Raw genomic sequence first — 19,951 nt, forward strand, 5'->3', positions numbered from 1 at the left:
TATCATAAGTGACTTTCCAATTTATTTTCTATCAGCAAATGTTCATTGCATGCTCGGACCTGTGCTCAATATATCATCAGCCATTTCTCCTCTAAATCTTTTTACATTTTTGGTAAACAACCCTACCAGTTTTGCAGCCTGACGTTTGTATGCACCCTTGTCAGTCCAAGTATTTGCCGGTTTTAAAATATCTGAAGGCACATCAGGACAATAATCCGGGACCTCGACTTTAAAAATTGAATCATTTGTCCAGCCTATATTATCGAGCTGTCCTTCCAGTGCCGCTGTAATCATGGCACGCGTATATTTCAACTTCATTCTGGAACCGATGCCGTAGGGCCCGCCCGTCCATCCTGTGTTCACTAAATATACCTTGGTATTATGTTCCTGTATTTTTTGTTCAAGAAGCCGGGCATATTTTAGAGGAGAAAGCGGCAGAAACGGTTCGCCAAAGCCTATGGAAAAAGTGGCCTGCGGGCCTATAATGCCGCGCTCCGTACCGGCTACTTTACTGGTGTACCCCGAAAGGAAATGATACATAGCCTGTTTGGGGTTGAGTCTGGAAATCGGCGGCAATACGCCAAAGGCATCGGCAGTGAGAAAGATAATGGCTGTAGGATGTCCTGCCATACTTGGGTGAATGGCATTAGGAATATATTCCAGCGGATATGCTACACGTGTGTTTTCTGTATATCTCGCATCATCATAATCTTCTTTTCGTGTTTTGGGATCAAGCACTACATTTTCAAGAACTGCACCATACTTTATGGCGCGATATATTTCAGGCTCAGTTTCTTCTGTAAGATGGATGCATTTTGCATAACAGCCGCCTTCAATATTAAAAATGCCATGTTCGCTCCACCCATGTTCGTCATCACCTATAAGCCTTCTATTGGGATCGGCCGATAAAGTAGTTTTCCCCGTTCCGCTCAACCCAAAGAAAATAGCGGTTTTACCATCTTTGCCCACATTGGCAGAACAATGCATGGACAATATTCCCTTTTGCGGCAGAATATAATTCATTACCGAGAAAATTGATTTTTTCATTTCTCCACAGTATTTCGTTCCGCCGATTATCACTATTTTATAGTCAAAATTTATTATTATAAAAGCTTCTGAATGAACGGAATCTTCAAGCGGGTTAGCTTTCACACTTGGGAAACAGACAAGTGTGAAATCCTCCGGTGCAGCAGGCGGTTTTTCCGGTTTTATAAACAATTCTTTAAGAAAAAGATGTTGTGCTGCATATTCTGTTATACATTTTATCTGCAGCCTATGCTCCGGATCGGCCCCTACATAGTTATCACTGACATACAGTTTATGATCTCTGGCAAAATTTTTCATTTTGGCGTACAAACGCTTAAAAGTCTCTTCTGTGCAAGGTGCATTATTCGACCAGCTTACAATATTATGAACAGATGTAGTATCCACAATGAATCTATCTTTTGGCGATCTGCCTGTATACTGTCCCGTATATATGCAAATTGCGCCTCTTCTCGACAATACAGCTTCTCTGTTTATTATAGCCTCTTCAAAAAGTTCTGAAACACTGAGATCCCGTGATATCATACGTGCATTGGACAAAATATCAGCTGCCGAAAATTTTTTGTTTTCCATGGGTGGTCAACTTCTTTCATTAATATGATATAGGCTCATTCGAATTTCTTAATATTTTATACTTCTATTTATTATTTTTATTTCCTTCTAATTTTTCAAATAATTTATATAAATTATTGTTTCATTCATTACAGTTATAGTAAGATGCTTTACTTTTTTTATAATATCACTGTTATTTTCCCCATAATTGACTTTGCAATAGTATTTTTATATAATGAAATATATTTGTGTGATTATACAATTTTGGAGGTAGAACAATTTGAAATACATGAGCGGCAATGAGCTGCGGGAAAAATTCTTGCAATATTTTGCACAAAGAGATCATCTTCGTTTACCGAGCTTCTCTTTGATACCTGAGAATGATCCTTCCTTGCTGATGATAGGAGCAGGCATGGCTCCTTTTAAACCATTTTTTACAGGTAAGATGAAACCGCCTCATACGCGCATAACTACAAGTCAGCGCTGCGTCCGCACTGGTGATATCGAAAACGTAGGACGTACTGCCCGCCACCAAACATACTTTGAAATGCTGGGTAACTTTTCCTTCGGTGATTATTTTAAGGAAGAGGTTATACCGTGGGCTTGGAATTTTCTTACTGAAGAACTTGAGCTGCCTGCTGATAAATTATGGGTAAGCATTTATCCGAAAGATGAAGAAGCTTATAAAATTTGGACAGAAAAAACATCTGTAAATCCCGAACAAATAGTTCGCATGGAAGATAATTTTTGGGAAATAGGCACCGGTCCCTGCGGTCCTGACTCAGAAATTTATATAGATCTTGGTGAAGAACGCGGCTGCGGCAGCCCTGATTGTGCTCCGGGCTGTGATTGTGATCGATATCTTGAAATATGGAATCTCGTATTTACACAGTATGACCGCACTGACAGTGGTGAATATCTACCATTGGTAAAAAAGAATATAGATACAGGAGCGGGCTTAGAACGTCTTGCATCGGTCGTACAGGAAAAACCAACCAATTTTGAGACAGATTTATTGTATCCAATTATTGAGTATGCGGCCAATATTTCCGGTGTAAAATATAATCAAGATAACAAAACCGATGTCTCTTTAAAAGTTATAGCTGACCATGCGCGCAGTATTACTGTAATGGTAATGGACGGCATTCTTCCTTCCAACGAGGGCAGAGGATATGTTTTGCGTCGCATATTGCGCAGGGCTGTACGCCACGGGCGTATGCTTGGTATAGAAAAATCTTTCCTGGCAGATGCTGTCGATGTGGTAGCCGAAATTTATAAAGGTGTTTATGAGGGTCTCACCGAACGCAGGGATTATATAAAAAAAGTCATCAGTATTGAAGAAAAAAGATTCCACCAAACACTCACACAGGGTATTTCTCTGTTAGATGAGGAAATCCAAAAACTTTCTGTTGCAGGAACTACGGTCCTTGATGGCGAAACAGGATTTAAGCTTTATGATACATATGGTTTTCCCTGTGAATTGACCGATGAAATACTTCATGAAAATAACCTTTCACTTGACAAAGATGGCTTTGATAGGGCTATGGAAGCACAAAGAGAACGTGCCAGACAAGCTCGTCAAGAAAATAAGCGTATAGACATACCAGATCTGCGTGACCTGGATGTAGAAAAACTTACCTGTGATCCTGCTGCTCGGACTGCCAAGATAGTCTGCATCTGGAAAAATGCCCAGGTAACCGATACTCTGCAGGATGGCGACGAGGCGGGAATAATTTTTGACACAACTCCCTTCTATGCTGAAGGCGGCGGGCAGATTGGTGACTGCGGCGAACTTGTCGGTGAAATGGGTAAGGCTCATGTAGTCAATACGAAAAAATTACCTAATGGAACAGTTTATCATATAGCTTATGTCACAGAGGGATTGATTCGTACTGGCGACACATTAACTTTAAACATTGACATAACTAGGAAATTAGCCTCAGCTCGCAACCATACAGCGACGCATTTATTGCAGGCGGCATTGAAGAAAGTTGTCGGCGAACAGGTAAATCAGGCTGGTTCATCAGTGACTGCCGAACATTTGCGATTCGATTTTTCCAACTTTGAACCTGTTTCGACAAAACAGCTTACAGAAGTTGAAAAAATTGTCAATGATGAGATCCTAAAAGCATTACCTGTCGAAATAACTCATATGGCACAAAAGGAAGCAAAAGAAAAAGGCGCTATGGCTTTATTCGGTGAAAAATATGGTGATATTGTGCGTGTAGTCACTGTTCCAGATTTCAGTATGGAACTTTGCGGCGGTAATCATGTTGAAAATATTGGTCAGATAGGACTTTTCAAAATTATTGCCGAAAGCGGTATAGCAGCAGGAATAAGACGTATTGAGGCTCTGACTGGTTCAGCTGCCTATTCCTATGTAAATGGGCAATTAAACATTCTTGATGAAGCGGCTGCGTCATTGAAGGCAGAGCGGACAAATTTAGTAGAAAAACTGGATACATTGATAAGCGAAAATAAAGAAATCAAGCATCAGCTCCATGTTGTAAAAGAAATGCAGGCCAAATTGGATTCGCAAAAACTTTTGATGGCTGTAAAACCGCATGGCAGTGTAAATGTTCTTACAGGAAAAGCTAACACGGACAATATGGATGAACTGCGCAATCTTGCGGACACTACTTGCGACAAAGTTGAAAATGGAGTGGTAATTCTCGCTTCAGTAATAGCTGATGATAAGGTCAATCTTGTCGTAAAAGCATCCAAGGAAGCTGTTGAGAGGGGTATTCATGCCGGAAGGATCATCAAAGAAAGCGCTCAGGTGCTTGGCGGCAATGGTGGCGGCCGTCCAAATATGGCACAGGCAGGAGGCAAATATGCCAACAAACTGCCTATGGCTTTTGAAAAAGCTCTGTCTGTCTTAGATGCACAGATTGGTAATCAGTGACTACGGCTTTTTCCCGGAAAGGAACGTGATTTTTATGTCCAATATGGAAGAAACGATGATGTTTAAGTTTGGTATTGACAAAAACAAAGCCGAAACAGTAATAAGAGATGTCTGCTCTGCTATGCAGGAAAAAGGATATAATCCCATAAATCAGCTGGTCGGTTATCTGTTGTCGGGTGATCCTGCATACATAACCAGCTATAAAGATGCCAGAAGCAAAATTCGTGGCATGGAGCGTGATGAACTTCTGGCTGAACTGGTGAAATTTTATTTGAATAAAAAAGAAACGTGACGCGGGAGGATGCTATGCGTATCATAGGCCTTGATGTTGGAGACAAGACAATAGGTATAGCAGTCAGTGATGCTTTAATGCTGACTGCGCAGGGAATTGAAACAATAAGGCGTGAATCATGGCAAAGTGACTTACAGCGTTTACAGGAGCTTATAGTTGAATATGATGTTGATAAAATAGTTATAGGTCTGCCGCGCAACATGAATGGCACTGAAGGCGAACGATGTGATATCGTAAGAGAGTTTGCTGATCATTTAAAAGAATCTATTGTCGACAAGGACATTATTTTTTGGGATGAACGACTTTCCACTGTTGCAGCTGAACGTTATCTGATTGCTGCGGACGTGAGCCGCGCAAAGCGCCGCAAAATAATTGATAAAATGGCTGCTGTATTTATATTACAGGGTTATTTGGACAGTAATCCGCAAAAGTTATAAAAGAAAAGGCTGAACCGAAAAATTGGTTTAGCCTTTTCTTTATAATTACTATTTTTCTGTAAAATATTTTTTTTCGCACAGGACAATAAGAATCATAGCGATACTAAAAAGCACAATATAAATCAAAGCCAGATAAAAGCTGGATGCCATTTCTAGTTCTCCTGCAAATATTGTTATCACTGCAACAATAATACCGGATAAAGAACCAAACACCGAACTGGCTGTGCCGGCGATGCTTTTAAAAATGGACATTGTTCTCACCAGCGAACACGGTACAATAAAGCCGCAGCAGCAAAAAATTGCACTGATACAGGGCAATAGCATAAATAAGGAATTTTTCACTATAAACGCCATTAAAAGCATTATAATAGAAATTCCTATTGCGGTCCATGTTGACCAATACATTATCTTTTGAACTGTAAAATATTTACCGGCAAAACGATTAAACATGCAGCCCATGAAATAAGCTGCTCCGAGCAGCAACGCGATATATCCGTAAATAATCACACCATATCCCATGATATTTTGTATAAGAAAAGGCCCTACAATATTAAAAATGACGATTATACTGTACCCTATTCCACCGACTATAGTCATAGACAAAAAAAGAGGATTAAAAAGTACATTTTTGATATTTTTCTCTATAGATACAAAATTCATTTTCGTGTAATTAAGATTGGTTTCAGGTATTTTATAAGTAGTAAAAAGATATATCCCCAACCCATAACAGGTAAAAAAGAAAAAGTCAGCTTTCCATCCAAGTAAATGTTGCAAATAACTTCCTATGAAGGGGCCAATGATAGGCCCCATTGACCAGCTGATGCCAAACCAGCCTGTAGCATTCATCAGTTTTTTTCCTGAAAAACTGTCAACGATCATGGCCCGTGCCACTGCAGCAAGGCCTGCAACACTCACGCCCTGGAGAAATCTGAAAAAATCCAGAACTAAAATATGTGGCGCATAAATACATATGAAACTTGAAACAGTGTATATTATGCTGCTGATTTGCAGAATTTTTTTTCTCCCTACAGAATCCGAACATATTCCAAAAACAATCTGTGCAACACCATAACCCAGCATATACAGGCTGATTCCCAGCTGAACCAGATTTTGCTGGGTTCCGAAATATTTTTCGATCACAGGCAGAGAAGGTACATATAAATCCACGCCTATTCCCATTAAAAAACCTATGGAAAATATAATAATCATAATTTGATCGTCTTTTTTATACAATGAATTTTTCACCCTCAGTATATTTTTTTGGAATATTCCGAGGTTCATTATATACTAAATTCCACAGTGAAGTAAGTACGCACTTTTTAGGAAGACACTCTACAATCAGGTAGTATTCACTCTGATTTTCCTTATATCATTTTAAGTAAAAAAATTTTTATGTATGAATATATGTCACAGTTCTTATAAATCTATTATGATCAGCTGCCTTCTGTTTTTTGCAAAACAAAAAGTCTGCACCTCTTAAAATAAAAGAGCTGCAGACTTTCTATACTACACCGGACCGATTGCCAGCGCAATAAATTTAAATCAAAATCATTTGTTGAAAATATTCTTTAAAGCCTGTTTATTAACATCACGATTGAGCTGTGCAAGATATGTTGTAAGTTTTATATCCTTAGGACATACTTCAACACAATTTTGACTGTTTCCGCAGCTCGTGATACCGCCTTTTTCCATTAAGGCATTAAGGCGCTTTTCTTTATCGAACTTTCCAAGAGGATTTAAATTGAACAGATATGCCTGAACAGTAGGAGCAGGTCCGATAAAATCAGACTGCGGGCCAACATTTGGACATGCTTCCAAACAACAGCCACAAGTCATGCAATGCGATATTTCATAAGCTGTAGCAGCTGTATATGGATTCTGAATAGGGGCCGTATTGACTTCCCAGCTTCCGTCTATTTCTACCCAGCCTTGAATGCGCTTAAGACTTTCAAACATAACTGAACGATCAATCTGCAAATCACGTATTACCGGAAAAGTACGTGCAGGTGCAAGACGTATAGGCTGCGGAATCTGATCAACAAGAGTTGCACAGGCTTGTCTTGCTTTACCATTTATTACCATCATGCAGGCACCGCAGACCTTTTCAAGACAATTACATTCCCATACTACGGGCGTAGTCTTTTTACCATCCTTTGTGACGGGTTTTTTCTGAATTTCCATCAAGGCAGCCACAACATTAAGAGCCGGACGATACGGCACTAAAAATTCTTCGGTATAAGGTTTACTGTCAGGACTATCCTGACGTTCTATAATAAAATGTACTGTTTTTTGTTCTGACATTATTATTATTTACCTCCCTTTGCAACATCATAACGACGCGGACGCGGTTTTATTAAAGAGTGGTCAAAATCTCTGTAGGAGATTTCTGGCTCATGCGTTTCCGTATTGTAGGAAGCGATGGTAGTTTTGAGGAATTTTTCATCATTACGATCCGGGAACTCAGGCTTATAATGAGCACCACGGCTTTCATCACGCATACGTGCAGCTTTGCAGATAACCATAGCATAAAGGATCATATTACGCAGCTGACGAACAAACATAGCTTCCTGATTAGCCCAATGCCCCTTATCACTCACACCTATATCATTCCAGCGGGCAAGTATCTTTTTCAATTCATCCATGCAATAATCAAGTTCTTTATTAACACGAACAATCGTACAATATTTATTCATCAAATCGCCCAATTCATGATGCAACTCATGGGCATTTTCTATACCATTCATACTAATAATACTTTCAAAATCATCAACACATGCCTGTTTAGCTGCGGCAAGCTGTACATCAGTGAGTTCATCGCCTATTTCATCACTTTCAGACCAACGGATAGCTTCGGGACCCGAAATAGTGCCGGAGTAAGCAGCTGAAAGCAGCGAATTGGCACCAAGACGATTTGCTCCATGATACTGATAATCACATTCGCCTGAAGCAAGAAGTGCAGGAATGTTTGTATTATGCTTTGTATCTACCCATATGCCACCCATCGAATAATGAACTGACGGATAGATCTGCATAGGAACTTTGCGAGGATCATCTCCAACAAATTCCGAATACATTTCCAGAATACCGCCTAATTTACGCTCAAGATATTCCGCCGGTATATGAGACAAATCCAAATATACTCTGTTTTCACCGTTAATACCCAGCCCCTGATTCACACAGACATCATAAATGGCACGGGCTGCAATATCACGCGGCACAAGATTGCCATATGCAGGATACATTGTTTCAAGAAAATACCACGGTTTGCCGTCTTTATATGTCCATACACGACCGCCTTCACCACGGCATGCTTCTGACATAAGACGATTTTTATCAGACCCGGGGATTGCTGTAGGATGTATCTGAATAAACTCACTGTTGCCTATTTCAGCACCCTGCTGGTAAACAGCCGATACTGCAGAACCGTTGCAGATAGTAGATGCTGTGCAGCGGCCAAATATGACACCAGGACCACCTGTAGCCAGTATAACCGCATCGGCAGAAAAAGCTTCAATTTCCATTGAATTCATATTCTGTGCAACAATACCGCGGCATACATTTTTGTCATTCTTTATAATTTTAATAAATTCCCAGAATTCATATTTCTTAACTTTACCTTTAACTTCCCATTTACGAACTTGTTCATCAAGTGCATAAAGAAGCTGTTGGCCTGTTGTTGAGCCAGCAAATACGGTACGTTTGTTCTTCTGTCCGCCAAAATTACGAAGATCAAGAACACCTTCAGCCGTACGCGTAAATGGAACACCCATGCGATCAAACATCTTTATAAGTTTAGGAGCAGTTTCACACATACCTTTTACAGCGGTCTGATCAGCTAAAAAATCACCGCCGTATACGGTATCATCAAAATGTTCCCAAGTTGTATCGTTTTGACCCTTAGTGTTCATGCAGGCATTGATACCGCCCTGTGCACACAAGGAATGCGAACGTTTTACAGGACAATACGAAAATAATTTCAATTCGCCGCCTGCTTCGCAAATTTTAATAGCTGCCATAAGACCTGATAATCCGCCGCCGACAACAATTATATTCTTTTTACTCACGTAGCTTCTCTCCTTATTTTTAATAAAAAACTAATCAATGCATTTTATATGCTGCCATGAATGCAATGGTAACAAGAGATAACAAAACACATACAAGCATCATTACTCTGCCAATGAATGTCTGAATGCGCGGCCCTTTAGCTATGCCCCATGTCATGCATAAAGTGGTAACACCATTGCAAAAATGGAATATAGCAGCAATCATGCCAGCAAGATAAAGAATAAACCATCCCATATTATTAAACATTTGATCAAGTAGAGCATATGAAATCGGGGTGCCTCCGCCTTTTGTGAAAATGCGCAGATCAACAACGTGGATAATTAAGAAAACAAAAAGAAAAATAGCCGTCCATCTTTGAAGTGCAAACTGCCAGTTCCGAGTGTAGCCATATTGTGACGGATTGTTTTTTGCCTGCAGAGCAATATATAATCCATAGATCATATGGAAAAGAAATGGAATAGCAAGACCAAAAATTTCGATTACAAGCATAATGTCATGCGGTATCAAAGCAATTTTGCCAATAGCCTCGTTAAAAGCTGCCGGGCCTCCAAGAGCCTCTGCATTGGTTAAAACATGTTCTAACAAGAATAATCCCATTGGAACGATCCCGCAAATGGAATGCAGGCGACGAATGTAAAATGTTACATGGAACATTATAACCCTCCTATTGTTAATCCCAACTCGGGAAAATTAAAATAAGGAAACTTCGTAACAAACTAAGTTAAAGAATATACACGGCTTGTTATCGGAGCTTTCCGAATCTCTAAAATTAAAGTTTACGATAAGGTTTTTGACCTATTTCGTAGAAATTATTTCCCTCTGAGTCAATAACAACAATAGCAGGGAAATCCTCAACAGTCAGTGCAGCCAGAGCTTCCGGACCAAGTTCCGGATACGCGATCACTTCATACTTTTTCACAGATTTCGCGATAAATGCAGCAGCTCCGCCGACAGCAGCAAAATATGTAGTGCCATTCTTTTTCATTGATTCTATAACTTCAGGTGTGCGGGAGCCCTTGCCAATCATTCCTTTAATGCCTTGTTCAAGCATCGTCGGTGTATACGCATCCATACGCCCCGCTGTTGTCGGTCCGCAGGAGCCAATGGGATCTCCGGGTTTTGCCGGTGTAGGACCAAGATAATAAACAATTTGATCATGCCAATCTATAGGAAGTTTTTCTCCTCTTGCCAAAGCTTCTGTCATGACCTTGTGAGCTGCATCACGCGCACTATAAATAACCCCGCTTATCAAAACACTGTCGCCAGCTTTAAGCTTGCGGGACTTTTCTTCCGTTAAAGGTGTAGTAATACGAATTTTTTCAGCCATTATTAACTTTCCTCCCCTAATTATTATAATACACGTTTACTGTGACGTGTAGCGTGACAACAGATAGTCACGGCAACCGGCAGCCCTGCTATATGGGTAGGACCCCATTCAATATTGACAGCTAATGCAGATGTCGTACCGCCAAGCTGAGGACCAATACCAGTTTTATTAACCATTTCCAAAAGCTCTTCTTCAAGTGCAGCATACTGAGGATGAGCATTGCGGACAGTTAAGGGGCGCAGTAAAGCCCGTTTTGAATAATAAGCGGCCTTATCCATTGTGCCGCCGATTCCAACGCCTATGACCATGGGCGGACAAGGATTACAGCTTGCATGCAGTATAATTTCCATGACAGCCTTCTTAACGCCTTCAACACCGTCTGCCGGAACAAGCATCTTTATACCTGATTTATTTTCACTGCCAAAACCCTTAGGTTCTATTTCAATTTTCAGTTTATCGCCCGGCACCACTTCGGTATAAATAATAGCCGGAGTATTGTTTTGGGTATTCTTTCTATCAAACAGTGGTTCAGCAACTACCGATTTTCTCAAAAAACCTTCCGTATATCCCTTGGCCACTCCAGCATTGATAGCGTCATTGAGACTGCCGCCTTCAATGTGAAGATCCTGACCTATTTCAACAAAAACAATGGTCATTCCTGTATCCTGACAAATAGGCCGATCTTCAGATCTGGCAATTTCAGAATTCTTGATGATCTGATCAAGAACATCCCGGCCTACTGGAGATTCTTCAGTTTCTCTGCCTTTCTTTAATGCTTCATAAACATCTTCAGGCAAATAGTAAGCAGCTTCTTTACACATCTGTGCAACTTCTTGTGTAATTTGTTCTACCTGTATAGTACGCATATAAACCCTCCTAGAATATAATGTCCCCAATGAAATAAATGTTATCACATTTTTAAAATGCTTTCAAGCCTTTAACAGCAAGTATTTACAGATTTAAAAAGGTGAAACTGATTCATTTTTCATTTTACAATATTTATGCTGCGGCTCATCAGTGATAAATATTAAATATTATCATATTGTATACCTGTTTACTTGGAATAAATTTTTATCCCCATAAAGTTCTAAAATTGCAAAGCTGCCTTCTTTTCCGTCACGAGGCAAAGAAATACTTCCGGGATTTAAAAATAATCTGTTTTTTTCATATTTTTCACAATAAACGTGGCTGTGTCCAAAGATAACTATATCTGCACGGTTTCTCCCTGCCAATTCACTCAGATAATCAATTCCCCATTTAACCTGATATTTGTGTCCATGTGTGAGCCAAATTTTTTTGTTCTCCAGCACAAAAAATTTATCTTCAGGAATAGCTGTATTATTCCAGTCACCGTTGCCAGCCACTTTTATAACGGGAACAGTGACCATTTTCTCCAAATATGCGGCGTCTTGCACATAGTCTCCCGCATGCAGCCATATGTCTACAAAAGGAGCTTTTTCAATTGCTTTTTTTACAGCCATCGTATTACCATGGCTGTCACTGATGACCCCCGCTATCATGCCAAATATTCAGCGAGTAATATTTTCATTCTTTTTACTGCTTTACCCCTATGGCTTATTTCATTTTTTTCCAAGGCAGATATTTCCGCCATGCTTTTTTTGCCTCCGCGGATATAAAAATACGGATCATAGCCAAAACCATTACTGCCCTTTGGTGACAATTTTATTTTTCCTTCACATTCACCCTCTGCCTGTAATATTCTTCCGTTTATATCAAAAAATGCCAGAACGCATTTATAACGGGCATTTGATGAATCAACCCCCGCTTTTTTCATCTCACTGATCATTTTTTTATTATTATCACCGTCACTCGCATTATCACCTGCGAATCTGGCCGAATATATACCCGGTCGTTTGTCAAGAATATCTATTTCCAGACCAGAATCATCGGCAAGACATGCCTGACCTGTCAATCTGGAATAAAAGGCCGCCTTTATACGTGCATTTTCCGCAAAAGTATGCCCGCTTTCTACTGCGTCGGGTAATTCGCCAAATTCGTCAAGTGCTCTTATAATCACCGGCAGCTCTGCGAATTCTTCTACCATTTCTCTTATTTTCCCTTTATTTTTTGTTGCAATAATAATTGTCTTCATTTTTACGGCTCTCTGCCTATCCTCCATCCAAGATGATTCCCTAAAATATTTTTTTGATATGAGATCAGTTCATTGATACCGATTTCAGCCTTCTGCAGCAGTGCGTCAAGCTGCCGCCTGGAAAAGGGATGTTCTTCTCCTGTTCCCTGTATTTCAACAAAATCGCCTCTGCCTGTCATAACTACATTCATATCGACCACTGCACGACTATCTTCCTCATAGCAGAGATCTAAAACTGCATCATTTTCATTTATTATTCCTACACTGGTTGCAGCCAAAAAATCTTTTACAGGAAATATGCTGTGTGTGTCGTAAATACTTTCCATCGCGTCAACAAGTGCAATAAAGGATCCTGTAATCGCTGCGGTACGTGTTCCTCCGTCAGCCTGAATGACATCACAATCAATAATTATATTTTTTTCACCCAAGGCCTTCAAATCCATTATGCTGCGCAGGCATCTGCCGATAAGACGCTGTATTTCCTGTGTTCTGCCGCTCATTCTGCCGCGGGCAGCTTCTCTGGCCGCCCGAGTCTGTGTCGATCCAGGAAGCAGCGAATATTCGGCGGAAAGCCAGCCGGTTCCTGTCCCTTTAAGAAATTTCGGTACTTGCTGAGCTATTGTGGCCGAACAAATCACCTTTGTATCGCCTGTTTCTATTAAAACAGAACCTGCTGGATTTTTTAAATAATGCCGCGTGATTTTTACATAGCGAAGTTCATTTTCGCTTCGTCCATCAATTCTTTTCATAAAGAACCCCCTATTATTTAAAAACATTAGCACTGATCCATCATGCTGTGTGTTTAAACAAGAGTAAATATTGTTATTTCCGGCGGGCAGCCTATCCTAAAAGGAAACCAGCTGCCCGCACCTGTACTTACATAGCCGTAACAGCTATCTTGAATAAACATTCCCCGGACATATTTAAATCCCGGAAAAAGAGGATGCCCGAATATTCCAAGCTGTCCACCGTGTGTATGTCCCGTAAGAGCCAGATCTATATGATTGGCAAACGCATTATCAATAAAATCAGAATGATGTGCCAGAAGAATTTTTACCGAATCGGACGGTACACCGTTCAACGCGTTTTTCATATAGGTTTCTCCAAGCATGGCAAAACGCTCACGATCCTGCGGATAGTCAACACCAATAACAGAAAGCTTATCATCACCTCTATTGATAATGATACTTTCATTTGTCAAAACATGTATATCCGTCTTCGCTAAATTTTTCTTGATAGCGGTCATATTTCTCATATATTCATGATTGCCCCAGCAATAATAAATACCATATCTGAATTTGCCGCAATATTGCCCGATAAGAGCAATGGCTTCTGCATTTATCTTATCATCGTCAAAAATATCGCCTGTAACTGCCAAAATATCCGGGTTTAGGGCAGCTAAGCGATCCATCGTAACTCTCAGTTTGTCAATGGAAAAATAACTCCCGATATGAACATCTGTCAGCTGTGCTATTTTTATGTCTTTCCACGCTCCTGCATTATGTACCTTAATATCATATTTATTCAACACCACATCATTTTTTTCTATGAGACTTCCATATAACACCATTCCCTCTATAGGAACCAATGCCGATTTCATTAAAAAATTACGTCTGGAAAGGTCAACAGAAGCATCCGTGATTATATCATATATTTTAATAATACAATTCACAATCAATGCAAAAGCAGAAAAAAATATCTCAGTCACAAAAACAATTATAAAAAACTGCTGAAAAACAGATATTACAGTTGATTCTCCCGGTATGAATTTACTGCAAAATAATGCAGCCAATAAAAAAATATTAAAAAGTAAAACTCTAAAATATATATTATTTCGACCAATACGAGGATAAAGCTGTCTGATCAGTCTGGCAGATAAAACTGAAAAAATAATAAGCACCGCAAACACACAGGTCAAAAAAATCATAAACATCTTTATCACCCTAATTTCAAAACTTACCGCAATAATAGTACAAATAACAATTTATTATAACACAAAAGTCACTAATGTCGAAAGAAAAGCACCGGACAAAATTTTCTTCTGCCACGGCGCTTTTTTCAATCAGCCTGATATTGTTTAAAGTTTTTTATTATAACTATAGGTGTTTTTTGCGAAGCATTGCCAAATGGATTATCAAGCAGCAGGCTGGCAACCTTGCTGCCGTCCACCCCGTCTGTCACTCCTACAATGCGCGATCGCTTCAGATCATTCACATCAGCAATGACTGCGCCAAAACAGCCCAGCCTTTTTTTTAACTTTTCTACAACTTCATTTGGTTTTTCAGGCCCGTAAACTATACATTTATCAAAAGGCGGCATCGTTCCTGTAACATCATCAATCAGCGCTGCCTGTTCTCCGCCCCATTTATAAAACCAGCCGCCCTGTCCGAAAAGTTTTGCAATGAAGCCAAAAAATAAAGCAAATGCGACCCGCCACTTTCCTTCCACATCCATAAGAGACTGCATACCATGGGGACTGGCCAGACTGCCGTAATCAGGTATAAAACGGCAGCAGAAAAGAGCTGTTTTAGATATTTTCAAGTCCTCAGGTCTTATAAATCGACCTTGTGTTATAGCAACAACACTTTCCGCTACAGAAATAACATCATTATCCGTTATTTTTCCCTTAGTGTACTTTTCTATAACGTTTATAATATCATCTTGTTCCGTCAATATCCTTGTCGGAACCGAAATTATTTGCACTTCACTCATTGTATCAATCCTCCACTGTTATATCAGTCGATAAGTTCTAAATCCAATAAAGATGCTATTTCTTTTGCAGACAACACAAGACGTTTTTTGGATAAAGCCGCCTCATGACGTGCTGTATGCTGATAAATGATGTCTACGGGTACATCAACCATATGGCGCAGTGTATTTCGTATATCTCCGCGATTCCTGTCAATAAGTTCAATTTTTACTGTCAGGTTTATTTTTTCAAATTTTTGAATAAGTACAGCCTCAAAGTAATCGTCCTCACGCGGTACACCTGCCAATTGGACTTTCCCTCTGACTTCAATGCCATCAAATTGCTCATACGGTAATTGCGAACGCACAAAGCAATCCATTATCGTGGCACATTGTTTCCCAGCATTCACTATTTCAAACTCCGCAGAAAAAACAACGCGGCTTTTTTCATTCTCTTCAACAATAAAAGGTGTATGCTTCTCAATACAAAATTGTATATCAGCATCACCAATTTGCCGCCATTTCAAATAAACCAGGATTATTACAATTATTAGCGCTATTAATATTATGCCTAAAACTTGCATCAATTTGCCTCCATAATCAGTTGAATTCACTTAAATCTATATTATTGATGAATGGATTTTCCAACCCCATAACAATTTTCACCATATGTGCAGCATGCTCAGGAGCTGAAGAAAAGAAAAATTCCATTTTCCCCCCAGTTTTTGCCGAATTTAACATCTGTCCATCCCGCAATATTTGCTCAGTCTTTTTAACAGTGCTTAGAGCAGGATTGATCAGACTGACATCAGTATCAAGATATTTCTTTAAAATATCACTTATTATAGGATAATGCGTACAGCCAAGAATAAGGGATTCAATGCTTTTCTCTTTAAATTTCAGCATATATGATCTTGCCGCATTTTCAAGAACCGCATCTTCAATATGCCCGCTTTCGATCAATGTCACAAAATCTGGACAGGCAACAGCATATACTTCTATGTTTTTATCGATCTTTGCCGCCATATCTGCATGGAATCCTTTTTTTACGGTGGCCTCGGTAGCTATGACACCAATTTTTTTATGCGGAGATACAGCTGCCGCTTCTGATACTGCCGTACTCATAGGTACTAACGGAAAAATTGTTCTGCCGACGGCCTTTTCATATCCCCATGAAGTCATTGTATTGCAGGCAAAAACAGCCATCTTTACATTTTTAGATGCGAAAAAATGTAAAAACTGATCCATAAATTTTATTATTTCTTCCGGTTTACGAGGTCCGTAAGGCATACGTTTCATATCACCAACATAGATGATGTTTTCCCCGGGCAAAATCTTGTGCAGCTGCCTTGCAACAGTCAAACCTCCCGAACCGGAATCAAAAACGCCAATTGGTGCGCAAGCTCGCATTTAATCCTCTCCCTAACATGTAGTGTAAATATTACTTCAATGCCTGCTGTAATTTAATATAGTATTTATCCGGCAAACGGGTAATTTTCCCGCTGTCTTTATGTGTAAAAACATTCTGCGTATACCCTTTCACCAAAAGAGCATCCGTATCGTCGCGAAATATTTCATAGCTAAATTCCATTTTCGCTTTAGTGAGCGCAACAGGTGTCGTCCTGATAAGCAGTACATCATCATACTGTCCTGATGATATGTACTGTGCACTTACATTAGTTATGGGAAACACATATCCATCATTCATCATTTCTGTCAATGTTATGCCTGCCTTGCGCAAAAAATCGACCCGACCTATTTCAAACCATTTTATATAGTTGGCATGATGCACAACTGCCATAGCATCCGTATCAAAAAAATTGACCCGATGAGTTATTGCCGTTACCATTCTTATTCCTCCCCCACATCGTCAGAGGTATATACATGAGATATTATTGCCCAAGGACATTAGGCACCAAAATATATAAACTACAACAAAGCGGCATGTTTCAATATATCACATAGTATGTAAAAAATAAAGAAATTTCATTATTTAATATTGAAAAGCCGATATGACAAAGTCATACCGGCTTTTTCACAAACTCAGGCTAAAACGCGTGCCAGACGAACAAGTTCCGGATCAAGTGTTTTAGTATTATTTACTGAATCGAACAAATCTATACTGACAACCTTACCGGAATTAAAACCAAACACTACATTGGAAACACCGGAAATAACGGCAAGAGCTGCACGTTCTCCAAGGATGCTGGCTTTTAATCTATCTTCCACACTAGGTGAGCCGCCCCTTTGAATATGGCCCAGAACTGATACACGTGTATCAATTCCTGTTTTCGCGCCGATCTGTTTGCCAATTTCAATTCCATTCCCGGCTCCTTCAGCAACAACAATTATACTATAGCGGCGCCCGTCAGTATATGATTCTTTCAATTCTCGACAAATCTGATCAAGATCAAATTTTGCCTCCGGTACCAATATGTATTCCGCGCCGCCGGCTATTCCCGACATCATAGCGAGCCAGCCTGATTTGCGTCCCATTACTTCTATGACGATTATCCTGCGGTGTGATGACGCTGTATCGCGAAGCTTATTTATAGCATCAAGGATAGTATTGACTGCTGTATCAGCTCCGATGGTATAATCAGTGCCCCATACATCATTGTCGATTGTTCCCGGCAGACCAACAATAGGCATTCCCCCCAGTTTGCTTAAAAGTGATCCGCCCGTGAGACTTCCATCACCGCCAATTATGACCAGACCTTCAATACCATGACTCTTCAAATTTTCCAGTGCTTTTTTACGGCCAGCCTCTGTTCTGAATTCATCACTTCGTGCCGTACCAAGGAAAGTACCGCCGCGTTGTATCACATCACTTACGCTGCGAGATGTCAGCTCATGGATTTCATCGTCGATCATCCCCTGATATCCATTATAAATGCCCCAGACCTTAACTCCCTCAAAAGCAGCAGTACGCACAACCGCTCTGGTAGCTGCATTCATCCCCGGGCTGTCTCCGCCGCTGGTCAATACCGCAATGGATTTTAACATTTTCCCACTCTCCCATTAATAATTGATAAAGCCGCAACACAATAATAAAACATACTGATACCCTTCTAATGAAAATTACTTCATTAAAAAGGACTCTATATATCCTAGATAATTACAGACAAAAAGTAAAGCCCTTTTACAAAAAGCAATCTTTTCGTTGTCTCATATCCTTTCCTGTTGAATTTTTATCTCATCAGGTTCCTCGCTCAATTCAGCACCGATCTTTACAAGAATGCGCGTAATACGAATATTTTCCACTTCTTCAACAAAAAAAGCATTAATCCCAAAAGTTGTTTTCTGTCCTACACGAGGCGGTGTATCTACCCTGGTAGCTAACCATCCGCCAACAGTATCAATATTTTCCGCATCAATTTTCACTTGCAGTATATCGTCCAGTTCATTCAGGAGCATTCGTCCGTCTATTGAATAAAGACGTGTTCCTTTTTTTTCAATAAATGGTCTTTCTTCATCAAATTCATCCTGTATTTCGCCGACAATTTCTTCTATTATATCCTCTATTGTAACCATTCCTGCCGTTCCGCCATATTCGTCTACAACAATGGCTAATTGCACTCTATGCTGCTGCATTGTATGCAGCAGATTGCTGATGGGCATAGTTTCAGGAACAAACGGAACAGGCCTTATAAATGACAAAAGCTCTGGCTTCTTGCCTATATAAAGAGATCGCAATAAATCCTTTATATGCAGAAAACCAACTATATTATCCTTATCATCCCGACAAATAGGATAACGAGTCAAATGCTGTTCCAGTGCTGTTTTTATATTTACATCTGATGAATCTTCAAGATAAAGACATACCATATCCGTGCGCGGTATCATAATTTCCCGTACATTCCTGTCTGCAAAATCAAATACATTATCCACAAATGTCAATTCGGTTTTGTCAATGTAGCCATGCCTGTGACTTTCTTCCATCAAAATACGAATCTCATCTTCCGTATGGGCAACATCTTCCTCGGCAGCCGGTTCAAATCCCAAATGCCGTATGACCCAATTAGCCACATGATTTAAAAACCATACAGCCGGATACATGACTTTATGAAAAATCAACATTGGCAGAGCTATTCCCAACACCACGGGTTCCACCCTTTGTATAGCCATAGATTTAGGTGCCAGTTCTCCCAAAACAATGTGAAGCGCCGTAATAATAAGAAACCCGACCACAAGTGAAATAGAATGTCCAAGCGGCGGATTTATGTCCAGCATTCTCATCAAAGGTTCCAGAAAAGCGGAAACAGCAGGTTCACCGATCCAGCCCAAACCAAGAGATGCTAAGGTTATCCCCAGCTGAGTGACCGAAAGCGATGCATCCATATGATCCGTAAGCATTTTCGCATATCGTGCCCGTTTATTTCCCCGCTGGATCAATATATCCAATTTTGTAGTTCTGATTTTCACTATAGCAAATTCGGCAGCGACAAAAAAACCATTCATAAATACTAAAAAACAGACCAGCAAAAATTTTAGGAAAACAGAAAAAATATCCAATAAGTACCCGCGT

Annotated in this window: 20 protein-coding genes; 3 read left to right on the top strand and 17 right to left on the bottom strand. The window is 39.9% G+C overall.

Annotation, left to right across the window (positions count from 1 at the left end; all coding sequences use genetic code 11):
• Window positions 1-42: 42 nt before the first annotated feature.
• Window positions 43-1,617: a phosphoenolpyruvate carboxykinase (ATP) gene (pckA, locus tag I6758_RS03970; protein WP_196603909.1), complete on the bottom strand. Its 1,575-nt coding sequence runs from the start codon at window positions 1,615-1,617 to the stop codon at window positions 43-45.
• Between the two features lie 259 nt (window positions 1,618-1,876).
• Here pckA and alaS point away from each other — a divergent pair, with 259 nt between their 5' ends.
• From alaS to ruvX, 3 genes are read left to right on the top strand one after another with little or no spacing between them, the layout of a single operon-like run.
• Window positions 1,877-4,501, top strand: a complete 2,625-nt coding sequence (alaS, locus tag I6758_RS03975) for an alanine--tRNA ligase (RefSeq protein WP_196603910.1) — start codon at window positions 1,877-1,879, stop codon at window positions 4,499-4,501.
• 34 nt (window positions 4,502-4,535) lie between these two features.
• Window positions 4,536-4,793, top strand: coding sequence for an IreB family regulatory phosphoprotein (locus I6758_RS03980; RefSeq protein WP_196603911.1), 258 nt, complete (start codon window positions 4,536-4,538; stop codon window positions 4,791-4,793).
• Between the two features lie 14 nt (window positions 4,794-4,807).
• Window positions 4,808-5,230, top strand: coding sequence for a Holliday junction resolvase RuvX (ruvX, locus tag I6758_RS03985; protein ID WP_196603912.1), 423 nt, complete (start codon window positions 4,808-4,810; stop codon window positions 5,228-5,230).
• Between the two features lie 48 nt (window positions 5,231-5,278).
• Here the strand turns inward: ruvX and I6758_RS03990 are convergent, their stop codons facing one another.
• From I6758_RS03990 to I6758_RS04065, 16 genes are all read right to left on the bottom strand, one after another.
• Window positions 5,279-6,439 carry an MFS transporter gene (locus I6758_RS03990; protein WP_196603913.1) on the bottom strand — a complete coding sequence of 387 codons (1,161 nt, stop codon included), beginning with the start codon at window positions 6,437-6,439 and terminating at the stop codon, window positions 5,279-5,281.
• Window positions 6,440-6,778: 339 nt separating this feature from the next.
• Window positions 6,779-7,531 carry a succinate dehydrogenase iron-sulfur subunit gene (gene sdhB, locus I6758_RS03995; RefSeq protein ID WP_196603914.1) on the bottom strand — a complete coding sequence of 251 codons (753 nt, stop codon included), beginning with the start codon at window positions 7,529-7,531 and terminating at the stop codon, window positions 6,779-6,781.
• Between the two features lie 5 nt (window positions 7,532-7,536).
• Window positions 7,537-9,294 carry a succinate dehydrogenase flavoprotein subunit gene (gene sdhA / locus I6758_RS04000; protein WP_196603915.1) on the bottom strand — a complete coding sequence of 586 codons (1,758 nt, stop codon included), beginning with the start codon at window positions 9,292-9,294 and terminating at the stop codon, window positions 7,537-7,539.
• Between the two features lie 34 nt (window positions 9,295-9,328).
• A complete protein-coding gene (locus I6758_RS04005; RefSeq protein WP_196603916.1) occupies window positions 9,329-9,949 on the bottom strand; it encodes a succinate dehydrogenase in 621 nt (206 codons plus the stop codon).
• A 115-nt stretch (window positions 9,950-10,064) separates the two neighbouring features.
• Window positions 10,065-10,622, bottom strand: a complete 558-nt coding sequence (locus I6758_RS04010; protein WP_196603917.1) for a Fe-S-containing hydro-lyase — start codon at window positions 10,620-10,622, stop codon at window positions 10,065-10,067.
• 23 nt (window positions 10,623-10,645) lie between these two features.
• Complete coding sequence (locus I6758_RS04015; protein ID WP_196603918.1) at window positions 10,646-11,488, bottom strand: fumarate hydratase; 843 nt, start codon at window positions 11,486-11,488, stop codon at window positions 10,646-10,648.
• A gap of 171 nt (window positions 11,489-11,659) precedes the next feature.
• Complete coding sequence (locus I6758_RS04020) at window positions 11,660-12,142, bottom strand: metallophosphoesterase family protein (protein WP_196603919.1); 483 nt, start codon at window positions 12,140-12,142, stop codon at window positions 11,660-11,662.
• A complete protein-coding gene (rdgB, locus tag I6758_RS04025; RefSeq protein WP_231038496.1) occupies window positions 12,139-12,762 on the bottom strand; it encodes an RdgB/HAM1 family non-canonical purine NTP pyrophosphatase in 624 nt (207 codons plus the stop codon). The genes I6758_RS04020 and rdgB overlap by 4 nt, the downstream gene beginning before the upstream one ends.
• Window positions 12,738-13,484, bottom strand: coding sequence for a ribonuclease PH (gene rph / locus I6758_RS04030; RefSeq protein WP_196603921.1), 747 nt, complete (start codon window positions 13,482-13,484; stop codon window positions 12,738-12,740). The genes rdgB and rph overlap by 25 nt, the downstream gene beginning before the upstream one ends.
• Before the next feature lie 53 nt (window positions 13,485-13,537).
• A complete protein-coding gene (locus I6758_RS04035) occupies window positions 13,538-14,668 on the bottom strand; it encodes a metallophosphoesterase (RefSeq protein ID WP_196603922.1) in 1,131 nt (376 codons plus the stop codon).
• 125 nt (window positions 14,669-14,793) lie between these two features.
• Window positions 14,794-15,447: a coenzyme F420-0:L-glutamate ligase gene (locus I6758_RS04040; protein ID WP_196603923.1), complete on the bottom strand. Its 654-nt coding sequence runs from the start codon at window positions 15,445-15,447 to the stop codon at window positions 14,794-14,796.
• 23 nt (window positions 15,448-15,470) lie between these two features.
• Window positions 15,471-16,007, bottom strand: coding sequence for a hypothetical protein (locus I6758_RS04045; RefSeq protein WP_231038497.1), 537 nt, complete (start codon window positions 16,005-16,007; stop codon window positions 15,471-15,473).
• A gap of 16 nt (window positions 16,008-16,023) precedes the next feature.
• Window positions 16,024-16,833: a glutamate racemase gene (gene murI / locus I6758_RS04050; RefSeq protein WP_196603925.1), complete on the bottom strand. Its 810-nt coding sequence runs from the start codon at window positions 16,831-16,833 to the stop codon at window positions 16,024-16,026.
• 31 nt (window positions 16,834-16,864) lie between these two features.
• On the bottom strand, window positions 16,865-17,272 hold the full coding sequence (locus I6758_RS04055; RefSeq protein WP_196603926.1) for an acyl-CoA thioesterase: 408 nt from the start codon (window positions 17,270-17,272) through the stop codon (window positions 16,865-16,867).
• A gap of 194 nt (window positions 17,273-17,466) precedes the next feature.
• Window positions 17,467-18,429, bottom strand: a complete 963-nt coding sequence (pfkA, locus tag I6758_RS04060) for a 6-phosphofructokinase (protein WP_196603927.1) — start codon at window positions 18,427-18,429, stop codon at window positions 17,467-17,469.
• 162 nt (window positions 18,430-18,591) lie between these two features.
• Window positions 18,592-19,938 (bottom strand): hemolysin family protein, encoded by a 1,347-nt coding sequence (locus I6758_RS04065; RefSeq protein WP_196603928.1) that lies wholly within the window; start codon window positions 19,936-19,938, stop codon window positions 18,592-18,594.
• Window positions 19,939-19,951: the final 13 nt, after the last annotated feature.

The sequence above is a fragment of the Pectinatus haikarae genome, assembly GCF_015732185.1.
In the GTDB taxonomy this organism is placed as follows: domain Bacteria; phylum Bacillota; class Negativicutes; order Selenomonadales; family Selenomonadaceae; genus Pectinatus; species Pectinatus haikarae.